This is a genomic window from Nonlabens sp. Asnod3-H03 (genome assembly GCF_045063665.1).
Taxonomy (GTDB): domain Bacteria; phylum Bacteroidota; class Bacteroidia; order Flavobacteriales; family Flavobacteriaceae; genus Nonlabens; species Nonlabens ulvanivorans.
This window is the reverse complement of sequence record NZ_JBEFOD010000008.1, coordinates 1,767,345-1,792,410: the sequence shown is the minus strand read 5'-3', so window position 1 is coordinate 1,792,410 and position 25,066 is coordinate 1,767,345. Positions and strand designations below refer to the sequence as shown.

Genomic DNA, 25,066 nt, shown 5'->3' with positions numbered 1-25,066 from the left:
CATGAAGTTCTCACAAACACATCGTTTAAAGGATATCGCGGCACTCATAGATTGTGAGTATGTAGGTGATGATCAATTTCCGGTTACTGGTATGAATGAGATTCATGTAGTGACACCAGGAGATATTGTGTTTGTGGACCATCCCAAATATTATGATAAGGCCTTGCAAAGTGATGCGACTATTGTTTTAATTAATAAAAAAGTAGAAGCACCTTCTGGTAAAGCTCTTTTAATATCAGATGATCCTTTCAGAGACTTTAATAAACTAACACAACACTTTGCTCCTTTTCATGCTTTCGCGGAAGCGAATACCAAAGCGCCTATAGTAGGTGAAGGGTCCATAATACAACCTAATGTCTTTTTAGGTAATGATGTTGTCATCGGAACAAATTGTGTCATACACAGTAATGTTTCAATTAATGATCGATGTATCGTTGGTGATAATGTAACTATTCATTCTGGAACTGTGTTAGGGGCAGACGCTTTCTACTACAAACGTAGACCAGAAGGTTATGATAAATTACTAAGTAATGGACGCGTTGTCATTGATAACGATGTAGAGATTGGTAGTTTATGTACGATTGATCGTGGTGTGAGTGGTGATACAACGATAGGTAGCGGTAGTAAATTAGATAATCAAGTCCATATAGGACATGACACAGTAATTGGTCAACATGTTCTTATCGCTAGTCAAACTGGTATTTCAGGTTGTGTAATCATTGAAGATGAGGTGAAGATTTGGGGTCAAGTAGGGATACGCAGTGATATAAGACTAGGAAAGGGATGTGAAATAATGGCACAAAGTGGTGTCTCAAAAGATGTTAAACCAGGTGATGTATTATTCGGTTCACCAGCCTCAAATGCTAAAGAAAAGTTTAGAGAGCTGGCAGCTATAAGAATGTTACCTAACTTTATCAAAAATAAATAAATGTCAGCAGCAGCTAAAAAAATTATAAGATCATTCTTAGAATCAGATATGTTTATCAATCCTGATCTATTTAAAGATTTCATACATCCAGATTTTAGAACACACTGGCATGCTAGTTCTGGTTATAGAGAATACGATTATAATGAATATTATAGACTGACTGAGTCAACTGCGTCGTCATATGAAAGTATGAGAACAGAAATCACGCACATGATCAGTGAAAAGGATGAAGTAGCAGCACGATTTACTGTGTTTGTAAAAACCGTAGAAAATCCTCGAGAAGAAATTCCTATAGGGTATTTTATTTCTATCTTTAAAGTCTCAGAAAATAAAATTATAGAGATTCATCAAACGAGTCACCCAAGCGAAAAGTAAAAAAAATAAAACTCAACTTAAATATATATAAATGAGCGTTTTAGTAAACAAAGATTCTAATATTATAGTACAAGGTTTCACTGGTAGTGAAGGAACATTCCACGCTGGCCAGATGATTGAATATGGTACAAACGTAGTAGGTGGAGTAACACCAGGTAAAGGTGGACAGACTCACTTAGATAAGCCTGTTTTCAACACTGTTTCTGAAGCGGTTGAGAAAGTTGGAGCAAACGTAACTATCATTTTTGTGCCACCAGCATTTGCTGCAGATGCAATTATGGAAGCTGCAGACGCAGGAATTGAAGTAATTATCACAATTACTGAAGGGATTCCAGTAGCTGATATGGTAAAGGCTGCAGACTATATTAAAGATAAAAACTGTCGATTAGTAGGTCCTAACTGTCCAGGTGTTATCACTCCAGGAGAAGCAAAAGTAGGTATCATGCCAGGTTTTGTATTCAAAAAAGGAAAAGTAGGTATTGTTTCAAAATCAGGAACACTTACTTATGAAGCATCTGACCAAGTTGTAAAACAAGGTTATGGAATATCAACAGCTATCGGAATAGGTGGAGATCCTATCATAGGAACTACAACAAAAGAAGCTGTAGAATTATTTATGAATGATCCAGAAACTGAAGCTATCGTTATGATAGGAGAGATAGGTGGACAATTAGAGGCTGATGCAGCACAATGGATTAAAGCAACTGGTAACAAGAAACCAGTTATAGGCTTTATAGCAGGAGAAACTGCTCCAGCTGGTCGTACTATGGGGCACGCAGGTGCTATTGTAGGTGGATCTGAAGATACTGCACAAGCTAAAAAAGCGATCATGAGAGAATGTGGAATTCACGTTGTAGATTCTCCAGCAGAAATAGGTAAAAAAGTAGCTGAAGTAATAGGCTAATTTTTAAATCATATGGTCTAGACTTTTCTTTTATGAAGAGAAGTCTAGACTTTTTTAATTGAACCAACTATGAAATTACTTGAAGGTAAAACGGCTCTTATTACAGGAGCTAGTAGAGGTATAGGTAAAGGAATTGCACAAGTCTATGCACAGCACGGAGCAAATGTTGCATTTACATACAGCAGCTCTGAAGCACCTGCCTTAGAATTAGAAAAAGAACTCATCGCACTAGGCGTTAAAGCCAAAGCTTATAAAAGTAATGCTGCTAGTTTTCAAGAATCACAAGACCTAGTTGTACAGGTTGTTGAAGATTTTGGGACTGTTGATATATTAATCAATAATGCAGGTATTACAAAGGATAATCTTTTAATGCGTATTAGTGAAGAAGACTTTGATCAGGTAATAGAAGTGAATCTAAAGTCTGTGTTTAATATGACTAAAGCTGTTCAACGTACGATGTTGAAAAAACGCTCAGGTAGTATTATAAACATGAGTAGTGTCGTAGGAGTGAAAGGTAATGCTGGACAGACTAACTATGCCGCTAGTAAAGCAGGAATCATAGGTTTCTCAAAATCTGTAGCGTTAGAACTAGGATCTAGAAATATAAGATGTAACTCTATTGCTCCAGGATTTATTGAGACAGAAATGACTGGTAAATTAAATGAAGATGTCGTTCAAGGATGGAGAGATGCTATTCCATTAAAACGTGGTGGCTCTCCAGTAGATGTTGCAAATGCGTGTGTATTTTTAGGTAGTGATCTTTCAACTTATGTGACTGGTCAGACTCTTAACGTGGATGGTGGTATGCTTACCTAGTAAATAGATTGATTATATGACTATATTTTGGATTATTCTTGCGGCTATTGTTGCAGCCCTTGTAGCCTTATTCCAGTATGGTTATATATTTTCTAATAAAAAAAATAATAAAAGAAAACCGTGGTTTGCCTTATTAAGGTTTCTCACGGTTTTTACTATTTTAATTCTTTTTTTAGACCTTAAGTTTGATAAAACAACTTATCAAACTATTAAACCATTATTATTATTAGAACTTGATAATTCTAGTTCTATAGTCCAATTAAAAGCTGATGAAGAATTAAAAGCAGATTACAATTCTTTAATCAATCATCCATCTATAAAGGAAAATTTTGAAGTTCAAGAATTTCTATTTTCTGATGTTATTAAACCATTAGATAGTTTAAAATTCGCTGGTGTTGAAACTAATATCTTTAACGCTATTGAACAGCCACAAAAATTATTCAAGGATCGTAATAAAGCCATTATAATCCTTACCGACGGTAATCAAACTAGTGGTAATAGTTATAGCTATGCTTCTATTGATGCAAAATCTGCTGTTTTCCCTGTGATTTATGGGGATACTACAAATTATCCTGATCTTAAGATCACTCAGCTCAATGTTAATCGGTACTCTTATTTAAATAATGAATTTCCTGTAGAAATTTTCACAACTTATACTGGATCAGAGGCCATCACTACTCAGTTTAAAATAACGAATGGAAATACGACTTTGCATCAAGAACAAATACGTTTCTCTAAAGACAACCCTTCTCAGATTGTTAACCTTAATCTAACGAGTAAAAAAGTAGGTACCCAATCTTTAAGGGCATCGCTCACACCACTAACGTTAGAGAAAAACATAAGCAATAATAATCGCAATTTTGCTGTAGAAGTAATTGATCAACAGACTAAAGTATTGATTTTAAGTAATGTCATACATCCAGATATTGCAGCCCTCAAAAAAGCGATAGCTTCAAACCAGCAGCGTGACGTTAGTATTCAAAATACAGACGATAATCCAGATTTAAATGACTATAACATGGTCATTTTTTATAGTCCTGATAACGCTTTCGCGAAAGCGTATAACCAAGCCAAACAGCTTAATAAAAATACATGGACTATTACAGGACCTAGTACGGATTATGAATTTTTAAATAGTCAGATGACCGCTTATAGTATTGAAGTGGATGAAGAAGTCGATGAGGTACAACCCATTTTAAATACATCGTACACAACTTTTAATTTAGAAGACTACAGTTATGACGATTATCCGCCGGTACAAGTTCCCTTTGGAGCAGTAAAGATGAATACAGCACCTGACGTTTTAATTTACAAATCTATAGGTGATGTAGAGACACAACAGCCGTTGTGGTTTACTTATGAAGAAAATGAGACAAGACACGCAGTGTTTCTTGCTGAAGGATTCTGGAGATGGCGAGCACAAAGCTATTTGGACGAAAAAGATTTTAAAAATTGGGATGAGTTAGTAGGTAGTCAGATACAATACCTTGCTTCAAATAAAAGGCGTAATCGATTAGAACTTGATTACAAGACTTTTTATTATCAAAACCAAAAAATCATTATTAATGCTCAATACTTAGATAAGAATTATGAGTTTGAAGATAATGGTATTCTCAATATAACATTAATTCATAAAAAATCTAACAATCGTACGGTAAGACCTTTTATTTTAGATGGGAATAGCTATACAGTGGATTTAAGTGGATTAGAAGCAGGTGATTATAAATTCACCGTTAAGGTAGAAAATGATCAATTGAGTCAAAGCGGTGCGTTAAGTATTTTAGAATTTGACGTAGAAAAACAATTTATCAGCGCACATGATCAAGGTATGAAACAATTAGTGGGCATTGATGGAGTTTATTATCAAGGTCAGATAGATGAAGTTATTACTCAATTATTAAAAAATCCTCTTTTAAAACCTGTGGAACGTTCTAGTACGAGCTATGCTAGTTTAGTAGATTGGCAGTATTTACTAGGTTTCATTCTTTTGTTGTTAGGTCTAGAATGGTTCTTAAGAAAATACAGTGGTCTTGTATAAAAAGGTATTGAACACGTACAATTTTAGATTTTAGTTCTACAGCTTTTTAACTAGACATTGCCATCAATTCATTTGTTGTGTTGTATTTTAACACTTCAAAACTAAATTTAGATTATAATGGAAAAATTACCCAAGGCAGGATTAGTTGCCATCATAGCAGTTGTTTTATTAATCATTGTTATTCTTAAAAGTTCTGTGGTAATAGGAGCAGGACAAGCAGGTGTTTTATTTAAGACTTTAGGAAATGGTGTAGATCTTGAAAATACATATGGAGAAGGTTTTCACATCATCGCGCCGTGGAATGATATGATTATATATCCAACTAGACAGCAATCAGTGTCTGATAAAATGCAGGTTCTATCAGTAAATGGACTGGAAGTAAAAGTAGATGCTACTGTATGGTTTCAGCCAGAATATGATAAATTACCATTTTTACATCAAGAAAAAGGTACTCAATATGAGTCTGAAATTCTTGCTCCAGCTATTAGTGCAGCAGCGCGTAGTGTTGTCGGTCGTTATACACCAGAGCAATTATATTCTAGTAAAAGAGATGTCATCCAACAAGAGATTCTTGAAGAAGTGCAAAAAGAGCTTAAAACTCAATACGTCATTGTGAATAGAGTTTTAGTAAAGGATGTTACTTTGCCTATTAAAATTAAAGAAGCTATCGAGCGTAAGTTAAAGCAAGAGCAGGAATCATTAGAATATGAATTCCGTTTAACTAAGGCAACTAAGGAAGCAGAACGTCAAAAAATTGATGCCGAAGGTAAAGCGGTTGCAAACCGTATTTTAAGTGCCTCACTTACAGATAAGATTTTAACTGAAAAAGGTATAGAGGCAACATTGATGCTTTCTCAATCTCCTAATTCAAAAGTTATCGTAATAGGTGGTAGCGAGAGCGGTGGTTTACCTATTATACTGGGAAATCAATAAGTAAATAAGCAAGTAAAATTAAAAAAGCGCAAATCCTACGATTTGCGCTTTTCTATTTTATGACTTTTAAAGTTTGAGAATTATTTCTCTTTATTTTTAAGTTTTAATAGTGCAGCAGCTTGACCTTTCCAATCATCTCTATGTATACGTCCTGGAAAAAACTCAATAAGCATGGTTATTGCTTCGGTATCCTGATCGCGTAGTTTTGAGAGTTGTTCATAACTGTTTATCCCTATAATTTTAAGTTTTTCTTCTACGAAAGGACCGATTCCAACAATCTTTTGGAAATCATCGGGACGTGAAGGATTGCCTTTACCTATGAACTCTAGGTCTAGAACACTTTCAACAATCTCAGTTTTAGCATCATCAGACAATTTACCAGTTCGATCTCTAGTCTTCATAGCACGCACTTGACCAGGTTCACTTAAATCTGATATTTCGACACGTTTTTCTACACGGTCTAACTTGCGTTCTACTTCTCGCACTTGTGCAACAACCTGTTTAACTTTATCATTAACAACTTGTTTTTCATCCTTTTGATTACCAAAAAGATATCCAATTAAAAAAGCACCTAGTAACATCAAAAAGAGAACTAAGTATATACCCCATTGGGAATTTAAAAATGACTCCATATCTCTATTTTACGATAACTACTATACTGCGATTATTGCCAGTGGCACCAGAAGATTCTTCTCCTTTTGATATAGAAACGATACGATTAGACGTAATTCCATTTTGTATCATTAGACGTCTTGCTGTGTTAACATTATCTTTTCCTATGTTAAAGTTGTCTGTTGCATTACCTACAGTATCCGTATATGCATATACATAAACTTTTTTACTAGGGTTTTCACTTAGATAGTTCTCTATATCTTTTATATAGGCTGTAAAAGCTCTATTGCCATAAAAGAAATCACCTTGATATCCTTTAGTAAATCTCTGATAAGCATATGGTCCTGATCCTGCGGTAACAGATGGTTTTGCTGCCGTTACTATAGTAGATTTTGTAGAATTACTGATTGAAGAATTCTCATTTATGTTTAATACTTGAATATCTATTCCACCTTGTGCAATTCCTGATTTAAATGGAATATCTTTTATGGCACTTTTAAGTGTAATTTGATTTTCGTTTACACCTATGTTAGTTAATAGTCTCTTTACATATTGTGCTCTTCTCATTCCCATATCTGCATCTTCTGTAGATGAGGCATAACCGTTGATTATAATTTGAGATTTAGGATTAGTAATGATAATTCCCTTCAATTCATTACCATATGCTCTACAAGGATATGGTATTTTGACTTTAGGATTGTTTTTATAAATAGTGGTAAAGGTGGTACAACTGGTTAATTGATTTCCATGTTGATCGGTGATTATAAAAGTATTGGCTTCATAAACTGTTGTTTCTTTATTGTTTAAAGCCATGTTTGATTCATCATTCAAATCATGCTGTACCGTATCTGTATCTATAATATTGTTATCTATTGGGATAAGAGAATCTTCACTAGTCAAAATAGAATTAGTCAAGGCTTTTGCAGCAGCTATTGAATCTAATTGTTGATCTAGGGTAGTATTGGTTGAAGGAGTGGAATCGATTTCAATTGCGATTAATTCATCGATAATCGGTTCTTCTTCAATAATATTATTGTCTACTAAGTTCGTATCATCAACAGATAGTCGACCTATAAAAAAATAGCCGAAAACAGCTAAGCATAAGCCTGCGTAGACTATAAAGGCTAATGTGCCTGTAAAAAAGTTCTTCACTAAATTAAATTTAACGCTAAATATAAGAAACCTAGACCTTTGATAAACAAATGATTCATTCTACTTATGTAGGAATTTATCACGTAACTCTTCCGTAGGGATCATACAGCTCTCTTGCTTTCCAAACCATTTATATCTATTTGTGGCTATATAATCATATATCGCATTAGAGATAAACTTTGGAATTATGATTAAAATATAAAGTAGAGGCCACAATCCACTCAATTTCTGAGCAGTGCGCAAGGCAGCACTTGCTTTAACATAAGCACGTTCACCACGTATTAAAACTATACTATCAACCTCTTCAGGATTGATATTATGTTTTTTTAAATATAGGACACCTATATCGCTTTCTAAAGCAGCAAACCTGAAATGATTTTTACGGTCTCTTTTAATAATAAAAGTTACGGCGCCATTGCATAAGTTGCAAACACCATCAAAGAGAATCACATCATTTTGCTTATTCTTCATTATACCTTTTCTAATTGTTCTACAGAAACAATGGTAGTAAACATGCCATAATTAACTGTAGCCTTTCCTTTTTCAATCTGATCTATTGTTCCTACAGATTTTGAGTCCATTAAGCGTACGCGATCATTCTTTTTAAGTATTACCTTAGGTTTAGGAGCAACAACAGGCTTTGGGTTTTTCTTTTTCTGTTCCCTAATTTTTGCAACCTTTTGGATAACCTCATTTTCTAGTTGCTTCTTTTTACCTTGTTCTTGCTTGTGCTTTTTTGCCTCAGCTTTTTTAGGTGCTGGCTGGCGTTTTACGTTTTCAGTGATGACCATCTTCATAAGCTCATCAACTAATAGTTTTTTCTTTTTGTTGTTTGAAAAATCCTTAGCCAGTCCATCAAATTTCTTCCCTAATTGTATATAGCGTTGATAGCTATCATACATTTCTTGAAAGTCCAGTAATTTTTGCTGCACACGATCTTGAGTATCGTCTAACTTATTAACTTTTTGAGTGGCTTTAATCTCACGTTCTCTAAGAGCCTCATTGTTTTTACGCAAATTAGAGCGCTCTTTTTGTAATGCAGCGATAGATTTATCAAATCTTATTTTACCGCGCTCTACTTTCTTTTTTGCTTTATTGATAAGCGAGTAAGGTATACCATTCTTTTGCGCTACTTCAAATGTAAATGAACTACCAGCTTCTCCTAGTTGTAATTTATAAATAGGCTCTAGTGATTGCGCATCAAAAAGCATATTTGCATTAGTCATCTCTGGCAATTCGTTTGCCAGCATCTTTAAGTTCGTATAATGTGTGGTGATGATACCAAAACTTTTACGGCTATAGAGTTCTTCTAGCATACTTTCTGCCAGTGCGCCACCTAGTTCTGGATCTGATCCTGTACCAAATTCGTCAATAAGAAACAGTGTTTTATCATCGGCCTTTTTAAGAAAACCTCGCATATTTTTCAAACGATAGCTATAAGTACTCAAGTGATTATCGATACTTTGATTATCACCTATATCAGTAAGAACATGCTTAAATATGCTCATTCTACTTTTCTCATGAACTGGAATTAAAAATCCAGTTTGTATCATCAATTGTAATAAACCTATTGTTTTAAGAGTAATTGATTTTCCACCAGCATTAGGTCCTGATATCACAATGATGCGATTGTCTGCTTTAAGACCTATGGTTTGTGGATAGGTTTTTTCATTTCGCGCTCTATTAGATACTAGCAATAACGGGTGATAAGCATCAACTAATTCTAGTTCTCGATGTTCTACCATAATAGGTAAAAGAGCATTGATGGATTGTGCATATCGAGACTTTCCCGCGATAATGTCTGTGTGAGTTAAATAATCTCTGTAAATCTTAAATTCTTCCAGAAACGGACGTAAAGTCTCTGTTAGAGCTTTAAGAATACGGTGGATTTCTTCTGCCTCTTCAACTTCTAGTTCAGCAAGCTTTCGCGAAAGCGTTAACACACGTTCTGGTTCGATATAAGAAATGCTTCCCGTTTTAGAACTTCCCATTACCTTACCTTTTACTTTACGGCGGTACATGGCTTTAACGGCTAAAACGCGACGGTTTTCAATCACCGTTTCACGGATTTCATCGAGATAATCCATTTGAGAGTAATGACTGAGTGCTGCGCCAAAGCTACCATTGAGCTGGCCTTTAACACTATTCATTTCTCTTCTTAAGTTTTTAAGATCTGGTGATGCGTCATCTTTAACCTCACCAAAACGATCTAGAACAGCGTCTACTGCTTGTGGTACATATTCATTCTTTTCTATCTTCTCCAGTCTAGAAAATAGTTTAGGAAATAAAAGCTGCTGCTTTTTAAAGAAGGTAAGATGTTCATTTACAGTACGTGGCAGTACTGCTAGTTTACGAATACTGTCTTTTTCTAACGTCGAATTTTCTATACCTAGCAATTGCAATTCCTTCTCTATAGGGTCAAACCCATGATTAGGTATGCGGTACTCACTAGCATACGATTGTAAATACTCATTTGTATGTTGTAAAGAGTCTTTAACCGCATTGCGATAGGTAAGTGGCTCAAGTAAAAGCATGTTTTTCTTACCATCTGTTGTGGTGCAAAAAGAAGATGCCTGATCCAACACTACGTTGAATTCTAAATCTTGAATGGTTTTATTGGAAATTTTACTCATAATTGTTATACAAAAATACACTAGCACAGTGTAGTAGTCGCAGGTTTTAGAATTAATTATAAGTAAGTTTTATAATTATAACTTAAGGATCTATTTTGATCTGCGATTTACAAATTGTTTTGTGATGTATGCCTTTATTACAACAGCTATTTTTTTAAATTTGAAACTATGGAAGTATCAATTGAAAGCAGCTGGCAAAAAGTACTACAAGATGAATTTAATAGTGATTACTTTAAAGAATTATCTGAGTTTGTAAAAGCTGAGTATTCAAATCAAATCGTTTATCCACCAGCTAGTAAAATCTTTGCGTCTTTTGATGCGGCACCTTTAGATCAAGTTAAAGTGGTCATTATAGGTCAGGATCCTTATCATGGTGACGGACAGGCAAACGGTTTGTGTTTTTCTGTTGCTGATGGAATCGTACATCCTCCATCACTAAAGAATATATTTAAAGAGATAGAATCTGATCTTTCCTTACCTATTCCTGAAAGCGGAAATCTAGAACGATGGGCAAAGCAAGGTGTGCTATTATTAAACGCAGTTCTTACAGTACGACAATCTGATGCTGGATCTCATGCAAAAAAAGGTTGGGAACGTTTTACAAATGCCGTTATTAAAACTATTTCTCAAGAAAGAGAAGATGTTATATTTCTTCTTTGGGGTGGATTTGCAAAAGGAAAAGCAAAGCTTATCGATAAGAAAAAACATCACATCCTTACTAGCGGTCATCCATCACCATTAAGTGCAAATCGTGGATACTGGTTTGGGAATAAACATTTTTCTCAGGTGAATGAGATACTTCTAAAGATGGGTAAAGAGGCTATCCAATGGTAAATGAAGTCATTTAATTATTCTTCTTCATCCGTTTTGGGAATATCATAGATCAGCTCATCTAAAGCGACTTTTCTATCGATAATACCTACAGCACTAAATTCCTCATTAATTTTATCGACTGTAGAGTTCCATAATTGGTCATCACTAAATTCTGTGCGTAACAACCATTGTTGTACATCACCAACCTGTAAATCATAATGCGATGCTATAGTCCGGTCTATGGAAGGTATTTGCTTAAAATCTGCTGTATAACGATTTATGATTGCTAGCATTTTTCCTAGGGCTTCTTCTTTTTCTGAAATACAATCTTGCGTTGCAGCAATAACAAAACTAGGCCATGGTGTAGCGATGGTCTCTAACCTTTTAAATATACCTTGATCGACTATAGGTTGTGTCATGTAACGTTCCCATAAGAAAAGTTGTGCTTTGTTTTGAGAAAGAGCTTCAACAGCACCATCTAATGTGTTTACTAATTCAAAGCTTAGGTCTTCAATATCCCAACCATGTCTTTTGGCCAATAAATAGCTCATCAAATGAGAACCACTACCATATCTACTAATTGCAAACTTACCGTCTTCTAGTTGTTGTGTCTTTTCTGCTTCAATAGTTCCTGGTGCATGAACGCCCCATAATAGAGGAGATGCTACATACACTTGTAAAATACGAGTTGGGTTTCCTGCAATAATATCTTTAACGATTCCGTCTGTAAGAATACACGCTACATCCAGTTCTTGAGTGCGCAGTAATTTACTCATGCGTCCAGTACCTTCTGGAACATCTTGCCACTGTAAATCAATTCCTTCTTTTTCAAAGGCTCCATCTTCTATAGCAAAATGCCATGGTAGATTAAAATGCTCTGGTACGCCGCCTATCTTTATTGTAGTCATAATGAGTAAAAGTCTAACAAAGATAGATTACTTCATCCTAATGTTTACTTAATAATTTGTTGGTACTTGTAATAAATAATCACATAATGTGAATAAATAGGTTCCTTGTTCTGTTCGTGTTTCGGTAAGTATGGTATGTTTGTTGAAGGTAATTACTTATAAATACTTTGAAAAATTAATCTTATGAAATCAATATTTATACTACTGACCATATGTTTTATCACTATTTCATGCACACCAGACGATAATTTTGAAACCTTAAGTGGAGAAGCTAATGTCACATTAAATATAGATGAGGAGTTTAAAACCTTACTTAATGGAGCTGCTTACCATGAGATATATGAAATTACACGACAAGCAAATATTTATAATACGAGTGAAATAACACTTGATAATAGTACAGGAACAGACTTATATTTTTATACATTTAAACCAGCGATGTCGTATGAAGGATCACAGTCGGTGATTATCGTAACAAATGAATTATCAGAAAACTCATCCAATGTGAGAAGAGTTTTAACGACCACCTATAATTTTACGATCCGATAACCATCAGCTTGTCGATCCTATCTAATGATGTTTTTTTAAAAGATAAGAGTATATTTCAAATTGTGATCTAATCTCTTTTTCTTGATTATGAACCATTGTATTATCCTCATTTATGGTATGAACACGCGCTTTTACGTTGTCTGATAATTGAATATTTAAAATATCGTCTAGTTCATTAAAGATATCTTCATCATAAATAGGTGTCAGAACTTCAATTCTTCTATCTAGGTTGCGCGTCATCCAGTCTGCACTACCTGTATAAATAAGAGGAGCTCCATTATTATGAAATTTATAAATACGACCATGTTCTAAAAATTGGTCTACAATACTAGTTATGTATATGTGTTCGCTTATTTTATCTAGACCTGGGATAAGTCTGGAAAATCCTCTAACAATTAACCTTATAGGTACACCAGATTGACTTGCTTTATAGAGTAGTTTGATCATCTTCTCATCCTCGAGCTGATTCATTTTTGCGGTGATACCACACGGTTTTCCTGCAATGGCAGCATCTATTTCATTTCTTATAAGTTCTTCAAAGGTAGAGCGAGTGGTAAAAGGTGATATCAATAGATTTTTTGCTCTAGGAATAATCATATCTCCTTGTAGCACTTTAAAAACTCTATGTAACTCTTTGGTAATTTTATTGTGAGCTGTAAATAGTCCATGATCACAGTAAAACTTTGAAGTCTGCGCATTAAAATTACCAGTACCTATATATGCATATCGTTGTACTTTAGCTTTCTCTTCTCGCAGGATTAGTAACACCTTACTATGTACCTTGATTTTAGGATAACTATAAATGACGTGAGCACCTTTTTCTTCAAAGATGCGTCCCCATTTAATATTGTTCTCTTCGTCAAATCTAGCTTTAGCCTCAATAAAAACAGTTAGTTTTTTACCATTTTCTAGTGCCAGAAGTAGAGCATCTGTTAAAGCAGAATGATCTGCAACACGATATAAGGATATCTTAATATCTAAAACATCTTGATCTGTTGCAGCCTGGTTGATTAAATTTTGCACATAGTCAAAGGACATATATGGAAAATGTACTAGTTGATCTTTTTCTTTAATAACTTTAAAATAATCCTTAGTTCCATGTAAAGACCTATGCTCAATAGGATCCAGTTTTTTAGCTTTCAAGGATTTATTATTTGTTAAATCCGGAAACTTAATGAAATCATCAAAGTTGTGATAATTACCACCGGCAACCATGTCTATTTTTCCTAAACCAAGACTTTTCCTTAAGTTTTTACGAACTTCTTTAGGAAGAGTACTGTCATATAGTAACCTAGTAGGTTGACCATTTAATCGCTGACTTAACGACTCATAAATTTGATCTGCTAGCGTTTGATCTACATCCACCTCTTGTTCTAGATACAACTCTGCATCGCGTGATAATTTAATTGCATAAGCTCTTAAAACATCTTGTTTTTGAAACAATGTTTGTAACTGAGATTTTACAATATCATCTATAAAAGCAATCACATGCGTGCCGTCTTTTACCTTTAATGGGATAAATCTTTTTAACTTATCTGACGGTATATTTACGATGCCATAGTGATGTTCTGACATAAAAGTGACGAGAAAATACAGCTCGCTATTTTCAAGAAACACGCCTGAATCTGTAGTAGCTTTAATCGTTATTGGTTCTATTAACTCTTCTATGTGGTCTTTAAAATAACTCTGTGCTTCTTCATTATAATTCTCTATGAGCTCTTCATAAGATAGCAATTGAATACCATTTTCCTTTAATTCTGGTACAATAGACTCATAAAAGATAGCGCCCAATTCTTCTTGCTGCTCATTTACTTTTAATAATATCTCTTTGAGAATTTTATTGGGTCTTAGGGCAAGCTTCTTTCGCAGTTTCTTTTTTACCTTTTTAATCTGGCGCAATTGAGAAACACGCACTCTAAAAAACTCATCAAGATTTGAAGAAAATATACTGATAAATTTTAATCGCTCGTATAGTGGATTTGAAGAATCTTTTGCTTCTTGAAGTACACGGTCGTTAAAGCTTAACCAGTTAAGGTCTCTATGTCTTATGGGATATTTAGTTTGTTTTTTCACATTTGAAAAATACAAACTCTGTTAAAGGATTTGCGTAAAAGCCTTGTTAATTATCAACGATTTGTTGTAAGGTAAATGTTATCAATTTTTCTACAATCGACTTAGGGTTTTTAGAAAATTCTCCAGTCGCTCTATTGGCTAAAATAGCATTTAAAGATACGGCACGATGTCCTAACAGACTGGACATAGCATAGATTCCCGCAGTTTCCATCTCGAGATTTGTTAATTTTTCTCCATCATAGTTAAATGATTCAATACTCGAATTTAAATGAAGATGAGCAGGCTTCAATCGCAACTGTCTACTTTGCGGACCATAAAATCCTACGTTAGTAATCGTATTTCCTATTAATACTTCATCGCTTTTAAAAATTTCAGCAAGTTGTAGATCGCAATTCACAGTATAAGGTCTTGCTGCTAGTTCTGATAGATGTAATTGTTCTGCCACCGCTTTCGCGAAAGCGGAATCACCACCATCATTGTCATACCAGTGAAATAAAGTATCAAAACCAATTCCTCGCTGTGATAATAGGAAAGAATCCACTGGAATATCAGATTGTACAGCTCCAGAAGTTCCAACTCGAATAATATCTAATTGTGTCAATTGCGATTTAATGGTGCGTGTTTCAAAATCAATATTAACTAACGCGTCTAGTTCATTAAACACAATATCTATGTTATCAGTACCGATACCAGTGGATACGACACTAATACGTTTACCTTTTAAAGTACCCGTGTGCGTGTGAAACTCGCGTTTCCCTACACGGTGCTCAATGGTGTCAAAGTGTTTTGAAACTTCACCTACACGATCTGGATCACCTACCGTTATAATGGTGTGTGCTAGTTGATGCGGCTGTAAGTTGAGATGATAGATGCTTCCATCATCGTTTAATATAAGTTCTGATGCTTCTAGAGACATAATTAAAAAGTCATTGCGATTACTGAAATTTCAACGTTTACATACTTAGGTAGATTAGCTACTTCTACCGTTTCTCTGGCAGGTGCAGTAGCTTCATTAAAATAACTGCCGTATACTTCATTAACTATCGCAAAATTGCTCATATCACTCAAAAAAATGGATGTCTTTATCACATTTTCAAAGGTCATATCAACTTGTTTTAATAAACTTTCTAGGTGTTTCATCACTAGATGAGTTTCTTCTTTAAGGTCATCTATTTTTAATTCTCCAGTTGCTGGGTCGATAGCGATCTGTCCACTAGTATATAAAGTTTTTTGATGTGGTGTGTCTACGAGTACAGCTTGATTATAAGGTCCTATAGGACTAGGAGCAAGGTCTGTGTATATGATTTTTTTCATTAGATAAATATAGTTAAAAATAGGAGTAGAGGCGCGTTCTAGAACTGCGGATCTGGTTGCTTACGTTGATCCCACTTAATGTCACTTAATGCACCAGATTTAATACCAATAAAGAAGAACCAGCTGTTTTGCGGTCCTATAGGAGTCCAGTTAAAACTTAATCTCCAGCTTTCTAGGTCTCGGTTAAAACGCAATGTGGTAAAGGATACACCTTTATTTGCAAAATCATAACCTGTATTACCACCGACACTCCATCGTGGAGATAGTTCTACATCACCAGATACCATTAAAGACTGATTGTTGATTTCATTTTGTCTTTGCGCATTATTATAGGTCATCGTGTAAGCAAAGTTCAAATTCCATGGTATTTTGAAACGATATCTAGTTTTGTCTATATCAACGTTTTCTTTTTCAGGTTCTCGTTGATCATAGGTAGTACCGTCGGCATAGTCTATGGATGCTCCAAAGAGATCATCTTCACGTCCACCATTTTGTAAATTTCTATTTTGTAAAGGATCGTCTGGTTTGTCATCCTTTTTATCGGTCTGTTTTTCAAAGTCTGTATTACTCAATCTAAAATTAAATCGAGCACCGGCACGCGTTAAACGGAATAAACTACCACCATTATTGATGTTAAATCGATCGATGCGTTGATTTGTATTATCTAATGCATATGGATCTAAATTTGCATCCAGATTTAAATCTATATTTTTATAAATAGGGATAACACCTCTCAATTGTAAAGGACTCCAGTTTAAAGAATCTCCTGCGAGATTGTAGGATGTGTTAACGTTAAATGATTTGATTAAAGATATCTTTTTGAGTTCGGTTTTAGTAGAATCTCTGTCTCTTACCTTTGCCTCAAGTGTATTTTGAAGACCTATACCTAGACTACTAGAATATACCCTACCAGGCGCATTATAAAGCGTACCTTCAAAACGACTATAAAAACGTTCTTCTTCAGACACGTCTAGCCCTTGCTCATCCAATAATCGATCATAATACTGTTCAAAACTAGGATTTGCACTATAGGTTACACTAGGCCTCATCACGTGTCTTATGGCCTGTATCTTAGACTCTTTATCAGTCGATTTCCAGTTACCATAAACTGTAGTTCCTATACTAGCACCATAGTTATAAGTGCGATATGCGTCAAAACCGCTTACCGTATCGCGTACTGTATTAAACCCACCAGATCCGTTGTCTTCGAGAAACTGTCTATAGGTTTCAAAAACCCATGATTCATCATAACTCGCATTTAAACCAACAGAGAAGTAATTTGCTATTTTAAAATTTGTAGAAATAGGAATGGTGTGACGTAAACCACTTATGGCACCATCAAACATCTTACTGGTTAAAAAGTCATCATCAGTAGTAGCAATACGATTTTCTCCTCTCAAATTGTATTGAAGGTTAATGTTATGGATTAACCCTTTTTTTGCACCTTCCTTAGGTGCAAATGGGAAAACTCTAGACACACTAGCTTGTAAAGTTGGTAAGGTCAGGTTGACTACATCTGTATTGGTGTTCTGGTTATGAGAAACTGTGGTGGTAACATTTACTTGAGGTTCACCAGGAAAAGTTTTTGAATATGAAATAGAGGAACTTAAGTTGTTTACCAGTGTGGCACTTTGATTAACTTGATTAAATGATTGTCTGAAAAATTGACTACTTCCTAGGTTTACACTAGCGCTGAAACGGCTATTAGGATTACTTTTTGCGTCCTGACTGTGTTGCCAGTTGATGTTATAACGATTGGTTTGCTGGAAGTCAGAAAAGCCTCGTTCACTTTGAATTTGATTTTCATATAAAAAACGGAAACTACCATTAAATGCATACCGTTTTCTATAGCTACTCTCGATTCTAGAACCCCAACTACCATTTGTAAAATAATCACCTAATACAGTAAGGTCAACATAATCATTGATGGCAAAATAATATCCACCATTTTGTAAAAAGTATCCTTGATTATTGTTGTTACCAAAAGAAGGAATAATTACACCACTTTTACGATCTGTAGTCATCGGGAAATATGCAAAAGGTAACCCTATAGGTGTTGGAACATCTGCTATATACATATTGACCAGTCCAGTAACGATCTTCTCTCCTGGAACAAATTTTATTTTACGGGCAAGAAAGTAATAATCAGGATTATTTGGGTCCTTAGAAGTCGTGAAAATGGCTCTTTTCATATAGTAAACAGAGTCATTCACTCGCTTTGTTACTTCGGCTTTAACATTAAACTCGCCTTGTGCTGTAATAGAGTTATAAGTAAGAGCCTTGCGTGTGTCTTTATTAAAGATAATAGAGTCTGGTTTAACGACATTTTGTCCTTGAGTAAATATCGGTTTTTGAACATAAACACCTGCTGTGTCAATTACACCGTAGGCAAAAATATCACCGGTATTCATATTCATAATAATCTTACCAGCCTCTAGAGTAATGTCACCGTATATAATTTTTGCCTCATTATAGAGCGTGATGGTATTGTTAATACGGTCAATTTCTTTATAATCTGTTGCACTAGAGATAAGCTTGTGCTCTAGGATAGGTTTACGCTTAGTAGAATCTTTAGGTTTATTAAGTTGTAAAGTGTCTAAATCTATTTCTATAGTTTCTGCAACAGGTTGTTGTGGTTTTTTATCCTCATTCTCAACTGGTTTTTCAGCAGGAATTGGGGTACTGTTATTAGGCAGCTCTTGAGCATGACAGATCAGGCTCGCTGTTAAAAAAACTATTGATAAAATAATGTACCTCTTCAAATAATGCAATCTTCAGTAAACTATATTCGTTAATAGAAATGGTCTGGTTTTTGAAACCTCAAAACTACGTATAATTTTTATGCGTTTTATTGTAATTACGCTTTCGCGAAAGCGTAGTTATCAAAAGCACCTTAACACCTATGAACACTATAATGAAAACGTATATACTTTTAATTATTGCATTAATCACTTTTCCTGTTGTAATTCAGGCAAATACGCCTTTAGATTCTACCATTGTAAGTAGTAAAAAGTTCACTATAGTACTAGATGCTGGTCATGGTGGAAATGATCCAGGAAAGAAAGTAGGAAGCGTAAATGAAAAGGATATCGCTCTCAAAGTGGTTAAGAAAATAGGCGCTTTACTAAATAAAAACCCTGATATTAAAGTTGTTTATACACGTACTACAGATAAGTTTTTAGAATTACATGAACGTGCATCTATTGCAAATAAGGCAAAAGCCGATCTTTTTGTGTCTGTACATTGTAATGCTGCGGCAAATAAAAGTGCCAAAGGAAACGAAACATGGGTGCTAGGCCTGCATCGCAGTGATGATAATCTAGAAGTAGTTCAAAGAGAGAACTCTGTAATTCTATTAGAAGATAATTATGAAGAGAAGTATGCAGGATTTGATCCTAATGACCCTTCGTCATTTGCAGCAAGCCTCTTGACACAAGAAGATTTTTTAGATAACAGTATAGAAATGGCTGCAAATGTGCAGACCAAATTTGAAGAAGCTTTAAAAAGAAAAAATCGTGGTGTAAAACAAGCTGGATTTGCAGTGTTACGATTATCCTACATGCCTAGTGTTTTAATTGAAACTGGGTTTATAACAAATACAGAAGAGCGTAATTTCTTAAATAGTAATGCGGGACAAGATAAAGTAGCACAGTCTATTTTTAAGGCTATTCTTAATTATCAAAAAAATAGGGATATCAATAACTTTGAGGTAGAACCTGTTGATATTGAAGAAGGTAACGGGTCTCAAATTATTGCTCCTAAGGAAAGCGTTGAAAAGGGATCTATCGTTTACATGGTTCAAATTGCTGCAAGTTCTAATGAAGTAGCTGCAAAATCTTATAATTTTAAAAAGCTTCCTGAAATCTCTAGAGAGAAATCAGGCGGTATTTATAGGTATTATACCGGTATATTAAGCAATCTTGAAGCTGCAGTCGAGCTTAAAAAACGCGCCAATAACGCAGGATATGATGGCGCTTTTATAGTCGTTGTAGAGAATGGTGTGACCAGACGTTTATAATGTATTGCTAAATATGTTGAGAATAGGCTACAAAATAGGTAGCTTTATTTAAATTTGTCAAAAACACCGTATCTGTGAAATTATCCAAAGAAGTTAAAGTAGGTATTCTTACCGTAGTAGCGATAGCGCTGTTTATTTTTGGTTACTCGTATTTGAAAGGTAGTAATCTTTTAGAGGATAATAGAGTCTATTATGCTGTCTACGATAATGTTGAAGGACTTACTAAGTCTGCTCCTGTAACTATTAATGGTTTAAGAGTAGGTAATATAGACGATATTAAATTTTTAGATGATAGTGGTAGGCTTATTGTAAAATTTCATGTGAATGGAGAATTCTCTTTTTCATCTGAAAGTACAGCTAGTGTTTACAGTACTAGTCTTATTGGAGGGAAAGCACTGGCTATCGTTCCTAATTTTGAATCTACCGCCATTGCCGCAAAATCTGGAGACACCTTAAAGTCTAAACTAGATAAAGGTTTACAAGGTGAGGTTATGGATCAATTTATTCCTTTAAAAGATAAGATTGAACATATGGTAGTAAGTGCAGATAGTGTGCTAGTTGCGGTTAATAAAACTCTTAATCCTGATGCTAGAGCTGCGATTACTGCCTCATTAGAAGAGCTTAATAAGACACTTGTAGAATTTAAGGCTTTATCTCGCAATGCAAATACATTGTTAGCAGATAATAAAGAAAGTCTAGGGAGAACTATTAAGAACCTAGATGTCACAACAGAGAATTTTGCTAAAATATCTGATACTCTTGCACAAGTAGAAATAGCTGGTACAGTAAAACAGTTAGAGGAAACGATAGGTAAATTTAATACTGTACTTGATAAAGTAAGTAATGGAGAAGGCTCGTTAGGGAAGTTAATGACCGACGACAAACTTTATACAAATTTGGAAAGAGCAACAGAACAAGCAGCAGACTTGTTGCAGGATATGAAGCTTAATCCTAAACGTTATGTCCATTTCTCTGTCTTTGGAAAGAGACCAGGACCATACGAAGAACCAGAAGACCCAACTAAATAATTTTTATACATGGAATACATTCCACAAATCATTTTTGCCCTTTTATTAATCGCTGGTGTAGGTTACTTTACAAGTAACATTCGCAAGATGATACGCAATATCAAGCTAGGTAGAGAAGTTGATCGCTCAGATAACAAAAAAGAACGATGGGCCCAAATGGCACGTATCGCTTTAGGGCAATCCAAAATGGTACGTAGGCCTATTGCTGGTTTCTTACATGTTGTTGTATATGTAGGTTTTGTGATTATCAATATAGAAGTCCTAGAAATTATTATTGATGGACTTTTTGGTACACACCGCATATTTGCACCTTACCTAGGTGGTGTTTATGATTTTCTGATCGGTACGTTTGAAATACTAGCTTTATTAGTATTAGTAACTGTTGTCGTTTTTTGGATAAGAAGAAATGCAATGAACATCAAACGATTCACTATGGGTGAGTTAAAAGGATGGCCTAAAAATGATGCCAACTACATTCTATATTTTGAAGTTGTATTAATGAGTTTATTTTTAATAATGAACGCAACAGATTTTATCCTTCAAACTAGAGGCGTGGAAGGTTATGCTCATGCAGGCGAGATATTTGGATCGTTTCCAGTTTCTCAATTTGTAGCAGTGTTTTTTGAAAACATGGCTGATACTACTCTTATCGTTATAGAAAGAGCGGCATGGTGGATTCACATCGTTGGAATTCTTATTTTCTTAAACTATTTATATTGGTCTAAGCATTTACACATCATGCTTGCTTTCCCTAATGTTTATTTTGCAAAATTAACTCCTAAAGGACAGTTTACAAATATGGAAGCTGTGACTGCCGAGGTGAAACTGATGATGGATCCAGATGCTGATCCATTTGCTGCGCCAGATCCTGCTGCGATGGATGAAGATCCAGCCTCATTAGGAGCTAGCGATATTTTTGACCTTGATCAAGTCCAGCTATTAAACGCATACACTTGTACAGAATGTGGTCGTTGTACCTCAGAATGTCCGGCAAATATTACTGGTAAAAAATTAAGTCCACGTGCCATAATGATGAAGACACGTGATCGACTAGAGGAAGTAGGATCTGTTATTAATAAAGAAGGTGAATGGAAAGATGATGGGAAAAAGCTATTAAATGATCATATCACAACAGAAGAGTTATGGGCATGTACAACATGTAATGCTTGTGTTGAAGCTTGTCCTATTGGTATTGATCCATTAAGTATCATCATGGATATGAGAAGATATCTAGTACTAGAAAATAGTGCTGCACCTACAGATTTAAATAATGCTTTAACAAATATTGAAAACAACGGTGCACCATGGCCATATAACCAGATGGATCGATTAAACTGGGCAGACGAATTATAGTATGAAAGAAAAAAACGAATACCTAGAAGCAAAAAATGATGATGGTTCTTTAGCGAGTCCTATATTACCAGAAGGCGTTAAGAATTATTTAATCGATATTGATGGAACTATTACTGATGATGTGCCTAATGAAGAACCTGAGCGCATGGCAACTTGCGCTCCTTTTCCAGACGCATTAAAAACGCTTAATGAGTGGTTTGATGCAGGTCACGTGATTTGTTTTTTCACCTCTAGAACAGAAGAACATAGAGAGGTAACAGAAGTGTGGTTAAAAAAGCATGGTTTTAAATATCATAGTTTATTGATGGGTAAACCTAGAGGTGGTAACTATCATTGGATCGATAATCATATGGTACGTGCGACTAGATATAAAGGCAAATTTACGCATCTAGTAGAGCAAGAAGTAACAATAGAAGTGTTTAAAAAATAGAAAGATGATGATTTTGCTTTTGCGAAAGCATAGTAAAGATATCTCAACATAACAATTATGAGTGAATTGATAAAAGTACCTACAGCAGCAGAGTTTATAGCTCAAGGAAAAACTCCAGAAGTTTTATTTTGGGTAGGATGTAGTGGAAGTTTTGATGACCGTTCAAAGAAGATTACAAAAGCGTTTGTAAAGTTATTGAATAAAGCTGGTGTTGAATTTGCCGTTTTAGGAGCAGAAGAAAGCTGTACAGGTGATCCAGCAAAAAGAGCTGGAAATGAATTCCTATTTCAAATGCAGGCCATGATGAACATAGAGGTTCTTAATGGTTATGAAATTAAAAAAATAGTGACGGCATGTCCTCATTGCTTTAATACACTTAAAAATGAATATCCTGAATTAGGTGGTAATTATGAAGTTATCCACCATACCTCATTCTTAAAAGATCTTATAGCAAACGGTAAATTAACTATATCTGGCGGGAAATTTAAAGGCAAAAAAATCACTTATCACGATCCTTGTTATTTAGGACGTGCAAACGAGATTTATGAAGCACCAAGAGAACTTATAGAAAAATTAGACGCAGCACTAGTAGAAATGAAGCGCAGTAAGCGCAACGGTTTGTGTTGTGGAGCTGGTGGAGCCCAAATGTTTAAAGAACCAGAACCAGGTAATAAAGATATTAATATTGAGCGCACAGATGAAGCACTAGATACAGGTGCAGATATTATAGCAGCTGCCTGCCCTTTCTGTAACACAATGATGAGCGATGGAATCAAAGCGGCAGAGAAAGAAGGTAATGTGGAGGTTTTAGACATTGCTGAGATGATCGCAAGTGCCGAAGATCTTTAAAATGAACAATAACGAGCCCGATAAAATTCCATGGAAAAATCGAATAGTTCTAGGCTTATTTTCTGGTTTAGTCTATGCAGGAATCATGGCGGCATTTGATTATGCCAGTGATTTACCTTTTCATGAAGTAAAGTTCGTTTTTAGTACATTAATTTTTGGAACATTTATGGCCATTGCTACTCGGTGGATGGTGAAAAAAAAGAAAAAGTAAAACCTGATGAAATTTAAAATTACACTCTTACTATTGTTGGTTACTTTAGTTTCTAATGCACAAAAGTTAGAAGAAGAAGTGCTAGATAAATTATCTAACAGTATATGTACACATCTAAAAGAAGAAGGTGATATGGATAACTTAACCAGTGTTGAAGCCTTGAAGGTCTTCACAGAGAGTATGTTTAAAGCATATGCTACTGATCCAGAGTATTATAAAGAAAATGGATTGGACTTTACCGCTGGTGATGAGGTGCTCGAGGCATATGGAGAACAATTAGGGATGCATATGGTAGTTAATTGCCCGTCATCTATATCATTATTCCTGTCCATGGCAGGTGATGAAGATTTTGAAGAAATGGGTTATACCTCAGAAAGTGTTCCAATGACTTTTACCTTGACAGGTAAGGTTGTAGATTTTTCTAATGAACAATTTTATACCATTAATATAAAAGATGAGACCGGAAGAGTACGTAAGTTCCTCTGGTTAGAATATGTAGAAAATGATCACTTGTTAGAAATAGCAATGAAAAAAAAGAAGAAGTACACCTTTACTTATGTAGAAAAAAACATGTATGATCTGAGGATACAGGAATATAGAAACATGTTAGTACTCACTAAAATAGAAGAATAACTATGCACGCAAATTTTAAAGATTTACCAGAAGAAGCTAGAGTGTGGATCTATCAAGCAAATAGACCATTTACAACAGATGAGCTTAATGAATTAAAGCCTCAAATGGATAACTTTTTACAGCAATGGACAGCTCATGGTAAGGATTTAAAAGCTGGTGTAGAGTATCCATATAATAGGTTTATTGTAATAGGATTAGATCAAACTACAGCTGGAGCAACTGGTTGTTCTATAGATGCTAGTGTACGTTTTATACAATCGATAGAAAAATCTTTTAGGATTGATCTTATGGATAAAATGAATGTCACCTTTAAAAATGGTCAATATGTGGCGCATAAAGAATTAAGCGACTTTAAAAAAATGGCCAAAGCAAAGTCTGTTTCTCCTAACACAATCGTTTTTAATAACCTTGTGACTAATGTAGGTGAGTACCGTGAGCATTGGGAAGTTCCTGCAAGTGAGAGCTGGCACTCACGCTTTTTCTAGTTGATAAACTA

Annotated in this window: 25 protein-coding genes; 16 read left to right on the top strand and 9 right to left on the bottom strand. The window is 34.9% G+C overall.

What is annotated here, in order from left to right; all coding sequences use genetic code 11:
• Position 1 precedes the first annotated feature (1 nt).
• The 6 genes from ACJJVI_RS11325 to ACJJVI_RS11300 all read left to right on the top strand — a co-directional run bounded on the left by ACJJVI_RS11325 (position 2) and on the right by ACJJVI_RS11300 (position 5,994).
• Positions 2–928 carry a UDP-3-O-(3-hydroxymyristoyl)glucosamine N-acyltransferase gene (locus ACJJVI_RS11325; protein WP_036579007.1) on the top strand — a complete coding sequence of 309 codons (927 nt, stop codon included), beginning with the start codon at positions 2–4 and terminating at the stop codon, positions 926–928.
• Positions 929–1,303, top strand: coding sequence for a nuclear transport factor 2 family protein (locus ACJJVI_RS11320; protein WP_042249003.1), 375 nt, complete (start codon positions 929–931; stop codon positions 1,301–1,303). It abuts the gene before it with no gap.
• A gap of 31 nt (positions 1,304–1,334) precedes the next feature.
• The gene (sucD, locus tag ACJJVI_RS11315; protein WP_036579009.1) at positions 1,335–2,207 is read left to right on the top strand and encodes a succinate--CoA ligase subunit alpha; all 873 of its coding nucleotides are present in this window, start codon (positions 1,335–1,337) and stop codon (positions 2,205–2,207) included.
• A gap of 69 nt (positions 2,208–2,276) precedes the next feature.
• Positions 2,277–3,023, top strand: a complete 747-nt coding sequence (gene fabG, locus ACJJVI_RS11310; protein ID WP_036579010.1) for a 3-oxoacyl-[acyl-carrier-protein] reductase — start codon at positions 2,277–2,279, stop codon at positions 3,021–3,023.
• A gap of 16 nt (positions 3,024–3,039) precedes the next feature.
• Positions 3,040–5,061, top strand: a complete 2,022-nt coding sequence (locus tag ACJJVI_RS11305) for a vWA domain-containing protein (RefSeq protein ID WP_405351995.1) — start codon at positions 3,040–3,042, stop codon at positions 5,059–5,061.
• A gap of 117 nt (positions 5,062–5,178) precedes the next feature.
• A complete protein-coding gene (locus ACJJVI_RS11300; protein ID WP_036579012.1) occupies positions 5,179–5,994 on the top strand; it encodes a prohibitin family protein in 816 nt (271 codons plus the stop codon).
• Between the two features lie 80 nt (positions 5,995–6,074).
• Here the strand turns inward: ACJJVI_RS11300 and ACJJVI_RS11295 are convergent, their stop codons facing one another.
• From ACJJVI_RS11295 to ACJJVI_RS11280, 4 genes are read right to left on the bottom strand one after another with little or no spacing between them, the layout of a single operon-like run.
• A complete protein-coding gene (locus ACJJVI_RS11295; RefSeq protein ID WP_405351993.1) occupies positions 6,075–6,626 on the bottom strand; it encodes a hypothetical protein in 552 nt (183 codons plus the stop codon).
• Between the two features lie 4 nt (positions 6,627–6,630).
• A complete protein-coding gene (locus tag ACJJVI_RS11290) occupies positions 6,631–7,758 on the bottom strand; it encodes an OmpA family protein (protein ID WP_405351991.1) in 1,128 nt (375 codons plus the stop codon).
• A gap of 60 nt (positions 7,759–7,818) precedes the next feature.
• Complete coding sequence (locus tag ACJJVI_RS11285; protein WP_405351989.1) at positions 7,819–8,229, bottom strand: thiol-disulfide oxidoreductase DCC family protein; 411 nt, start codon at positions 8,227–8,229, stop codon at positions 7,819–7,821.
• Positions 8,229–10,391: an endonuclease MutS2 gene (locus ACJJVI_RS11280; RefSeq protein WP_405351987.1), complete on the bottom strand. Its 2,163-nt coding sequence runs from the start codon at positions 10,389–10,391 to the stop codon at positions 8,229–8,231. The genes ACJJVI_RS11285 and ACJJVI_RS11280 overlap by 1 nt, the downstream gene beginning before the upstream one ends.
• A 168-nt stretch (positions 10,392–10,559) precedes the next feature.
• Between ACJJVI_RS11280 and ung the strand changes: the two genes are divergently transcribed.
• A complete protein-coding gene (ung, locus tag ACJJVI_RS11275; protein WP_405351985.1) occupies positions 10,560–11,225 on the top strand; it encodes a uracil-DNA glycosylase in 666 nt (221 codons plus the stop codon).
• A 14-nt stretch (positions 11,226–11,239) separates the two neighbouring features.
• On the opposite strand, the gene ACJJVI_RS11270 is transcribed toward ung, so the two are convergent.
• Positions 11,240–12,112, bottom strand: coding sequence for a substrate-binding domain-containing protein (locus tag ACJJVI_RS11270; RefSeq protein ID WP_042296838.1), 873 nt, complete (start codon positions 12,110–12,112; stop codon positions 11,240–11,242).
• A gap of 183 nt (positions 12,113–12,295) precedes the next feature.
• Here ACJJVI_RS11270 and ACJJVI_RS11265 point away from each other — a divergent pair, with 183 nt between their 5' ends.
• Positions 12,296–12,661: a hypothetical protein gene (locus tag ACJJVI_RS11265; protein WP_405351983.1), complete on the top strand. Its 366-nt coding sequence runs from the start codon at positions 12,296–12,298 to the stop codon at positions 12,659–12,661.
• Positions 12,662–12,682: 21 nt separating this feature from the next.
• Here ACJJVI_RS11265 and ppk1 read toward each other — a convergent pair whose 3' ends face one another.
• The 4 genes from ppk1 to ACJJVI_RS11245 are packed head-to-tail and all read right to left on the bottom strand — an operon-like array spanning position 12,683 to position 18,810.
• On the bottom strand, positions 12,683–14,734 hold the full coding sequence (gene ppk1 / locus ACJJVI_RS11260) for a polyphosphate kinase 1 (protein ID WP_405351981.1): 2,052 nt from the start codon (positions 14,732–14,734) through the stop codon (positions 12,683–12,685).
• 46 nt (positions 14,735–14,780) lie between these two features.
• On the bottom strand, positions 14,781–15,650 hold the full coding sequence (locus tag ACJJVI_RS11255; protein ID WP_397299368.1) for a nucleoside phosphorylase: 870 nt from the start codon (positions 15,648–15,650) through the stop codon (positions 14,781–14,783).
• Between the two features lie 2 nt (positions 15,651–15,652).
• Positions 15,653–16,048 carry a Rid family detoxifying hydrolase gene (locus tag ACJJVI_RS11250; protein WP_036579026.1) on the bottom strand — a complete coding sequence of 132 codons (396 nt, stop codon included), beginning with the start codon at positions 16,046–16,048 and terminating at the stop codon, positions 15,653–15,655.
• A gap of 38 nt (positions 16,049–16,086) precedes the next feature.
• Complete coding sequence (locus ACJJVI_RS11245) at positions 16,087–18,810, bottom strand: putative LPS assembly protein LptD (RefSeq protein ID WP_405351979.1); 2,724 nt, start codon at positions 18,808–18,810, stop codon at positions 16,087–16,089.
• A 152-nt stretch (positions 18,811–18,962) separates the two neighbouring features.
• Between ACJJVI_RS11245 and ACJJVI_RS11240 the strand changes: the two genes are divergently transcribed.
• From ACJJVI_RS11240 to ACJJVI_RS11205, 8 genes are all read left to right on the top strand, one after another.
• On the top strand, positions 18,963–20,066 hold the full coding sequence (locus ACJJVI_RS11240; RefSeq protein WP_405351977.1) for an N-acetylmuramoyl-L-alanine amidase: 1,104 nt from the start codon (positions 18,963–18,965) through the stop codon (positions 20,064–20,066).
• A gap of 74 nt (positions 20,067–20,140) precedes the next feature.
• Entirely contained in the window at positions 20,141–21,094 is a 954-nt protein-coding gene (locus ACJJVI_RS11235; RefSeq protein WP_405351975.1) for an MlaD family protein, read from the top strand.
• 9 nt (positions 21,095–21,103) lie between these two features.
• On the top strand, positions 21,104–22,447 hold the full coding sequence (locus ACJJVI_RS11230) for a (Fe-S)-binding protein (RefSeq protein WP_042249036.1): 1,344 nt from the start codon (positions 21,104–21,106) through the stop codon (positions 22,445–22,447).
• A 1-nt stretch (position 22,448) separates the two neighbouring features.
• Entirely contained in the window at positions 22,449–22,877 is a 429-nt protein-coding gene (locus ACJJVI_RS11225; protein WP_042271600.1) for a phosphoheptose isomerase, read from the top strand.
• Positions 22,878–22,934: 57 nt separating this feature from the next.
• Complete coding sequence (locus tag ACJJVI_RS11220; protein WP_036579033.1) at positions 22,935–23,726, top strand: (Fe-S)-binding protein; 792 nt, start codon at positions 22,935–22,937, stop codon at positions 23,724–23,726.
• Position 23,727: 1 nt separating this feature from the next.
• Complete coding sequence (locus tag ACJJVI_RS11215) at positions 23,728–23,937, top strand: hypothetical protein (protein WP_036579034.1); 210 nt, start codon at positions 23,728–23,730, stop codon at positions 23,935–23,937.
• A 6-nt stretch (positions 23,938–23,943) separates the two neighbouring features.
• The gene (locus tag ACJJVI_RS11210; RefSeq protein WP_152556311.1) at positions 23,944–24,570 is read left to right on the top strand and encodes a hypothetical protein; all 627 of its coding nucleotides are present in this window, start codon (positions 23,944–23,946) and stop codon (positions 24,568–24,570) included.
• A 2-nt stretch (positions 24,571–24,572) separates the two neighbouring features.
• Positions 24,573–25,055, top strand: coding sequence for a hypothetical protein (locus ACJJVI_RS11205; protein ID WP_036579039.1), 483 nt, complete (start codon positions 24,573–24,575; stop codon positions 25,053–25,055).
• Positions 25,056–25,066: the final 11 nt, after the last annotated feature.

What these genes read in the sequence shown, in the direction of transcription:
- ACJJVI_RS11295 (WP_405351993.1), bottom strand. Translation starts at nt 6,626, where the DNA reads ATGGAGTCATTTTTAAATTCCCAATGGGGTATATACTTAGTTCTCTTT.
- ACJJVI_RS11270 (WP_042296838.1), bottom strand. Translation starts at nt 12,112, where the DNA reads ATGACTACAATAAAGATAGGCGGCGTACCAGAGCATTTTAATCTACCA.
- ACJJVI_RS11250 (WP_036579026.1), bottom strand. Translation starts at nt 16,048, where the DNA reads ATGAAAAAAATCATATACACAGACCTTGCTCCTAGTCCTATAGGACCT.
- ACJJVI_RS11255 (WP_397299368.1), bottom strand. Translation starts at nt 15,650, where the DNA reads ATGTCTCTAGAAGCATCAGAACTTATATTAAACGATGATGGAAGCATC.
- fabG (WP_036579010.1), top strand. Translation starts at nt 2,277, where the DNA reads ATGAAATTACTTGAAGGTAAAACGGCTCTTATTACAGGAGCTAGTAGA.
- ACJJVI_RS11215 (WP_036579034.1), top strand. Translation starts at nt 23,728, where the DNA reads ATGAACAATAACGAGCCCGATAAAATTCCATGGAAAAATCGAATAGTT.
- ACJJVI_RS11210 (WP_152556311.1), top strand. Translation starts at nt 23,944, where the DNA reads ATGAAATTTAAAATTACACTCTTACTATTGTTGGTTACTTTAGTTTCT.
- ACJJVI_RS11265 (WP_405351983.1), top strand. Translation starts at nt 12,296, where the DNA reads ATGAAATCAATATTTATACTACTGACCATATGTTTTATCACTATTTCA.
- ACJJVI_RS11305 (WP_405351995.1), top strand. Translation starts at nt 3,040, where the DNA reads ATGACTATATTTTGGATTATTCTTGCGGCTATTGTTGCAGCCCTTGTA.
- ACJJVI_RS11300 (WP_036579012.1), top strand. Translation starts at nt 5,179, where the DNA reads ATGGAAAAATTACCCAAGGCAGGATTAGTTGCCATCATAGCAGTTGTT.
- ACJJVI_RS11320 (WP_042249003.1), top strand. Translation starts at nt 929, where the DNA reads ATGTCAGCAGCAGCTAAAAAAATTATAAGATCATTCTTAGAATCAGAT.
- ACJJVI_RS11230 (WP_042249036.1), top strand. Translation starts at nt 21,104, where the DNA reads ATGGAATACATTCCACAAATCATTTTTGCCCTTTTATTAATCGCTGGT.
- ACJJVI_RS11280 (WP_405351987.1), bottom strand. Translation starts at nt 10,391, where the DNA reads ATGAGTAAAATTTCCAATAAAACCATTCAAGATTTAGAATTCAACGTA.
- sucD (WP_036579009.1), top strand. Translation starts at nt 1,335, where the DNA reads ATGAGCGTTTTAGTAAACAAAGATTCTAATATTATAGTACAAGGTTTC.
- ACJJVI_RS11205 (WP_036579039.1), top strand. Translation starts at nt 24,573, where the DNA reads ATGCACGCAAATTTTAAAGATTTACCAGAAGAAGCTAGAGTGTGGATC.
- ACJJVI_RS11225 (WP_042271600.1), top strand. Translation starts at nt 22,449, where the DNA reads ATGAAAGAAAAAAACGAATACCTAGAAGCAAAAAATGATGATGGTTCT.
- ACJJVI_RS11325 (WP_036579007.1), top strand. Translation starts at nt 2, where the DNA reads ATGAAGTTCTCACAAACACATCGTTTAAAGGATATCGCGGCACTCATA.
- ACJJVI_RS11240 (WP_405351977.1), top strand. Translation starts at nt 18,963, where the DNA reads ATGAAAACGTATATACTTTTAATTATTGCATTAATCACTTTTCCTGTT.
- ACJJVI_RS11220 (WP_036579033.1), top strand. Translation starts at nt 22,935, where the DNA reads ATGAGTGAATTGATAAAAGTACCTACAGCAGCAGAGTTTATAGCTCAA.
- ACJJVI_RS11285 (WP_405351989.1), bottom strand. Translation starts at nt 8,229, where the DNA reads ATGAAGAATAAGCAAAATGATGTGATTCTCTTTGATGGTGTTTGCAAC.
- ung (WP_405351985.1), top strand. Translation starts at nt 10,560, where the DNA reads ATGGAAGTATCAATTGAAAGCAGCTGGCAAAAAGTACTACAAGATGAA.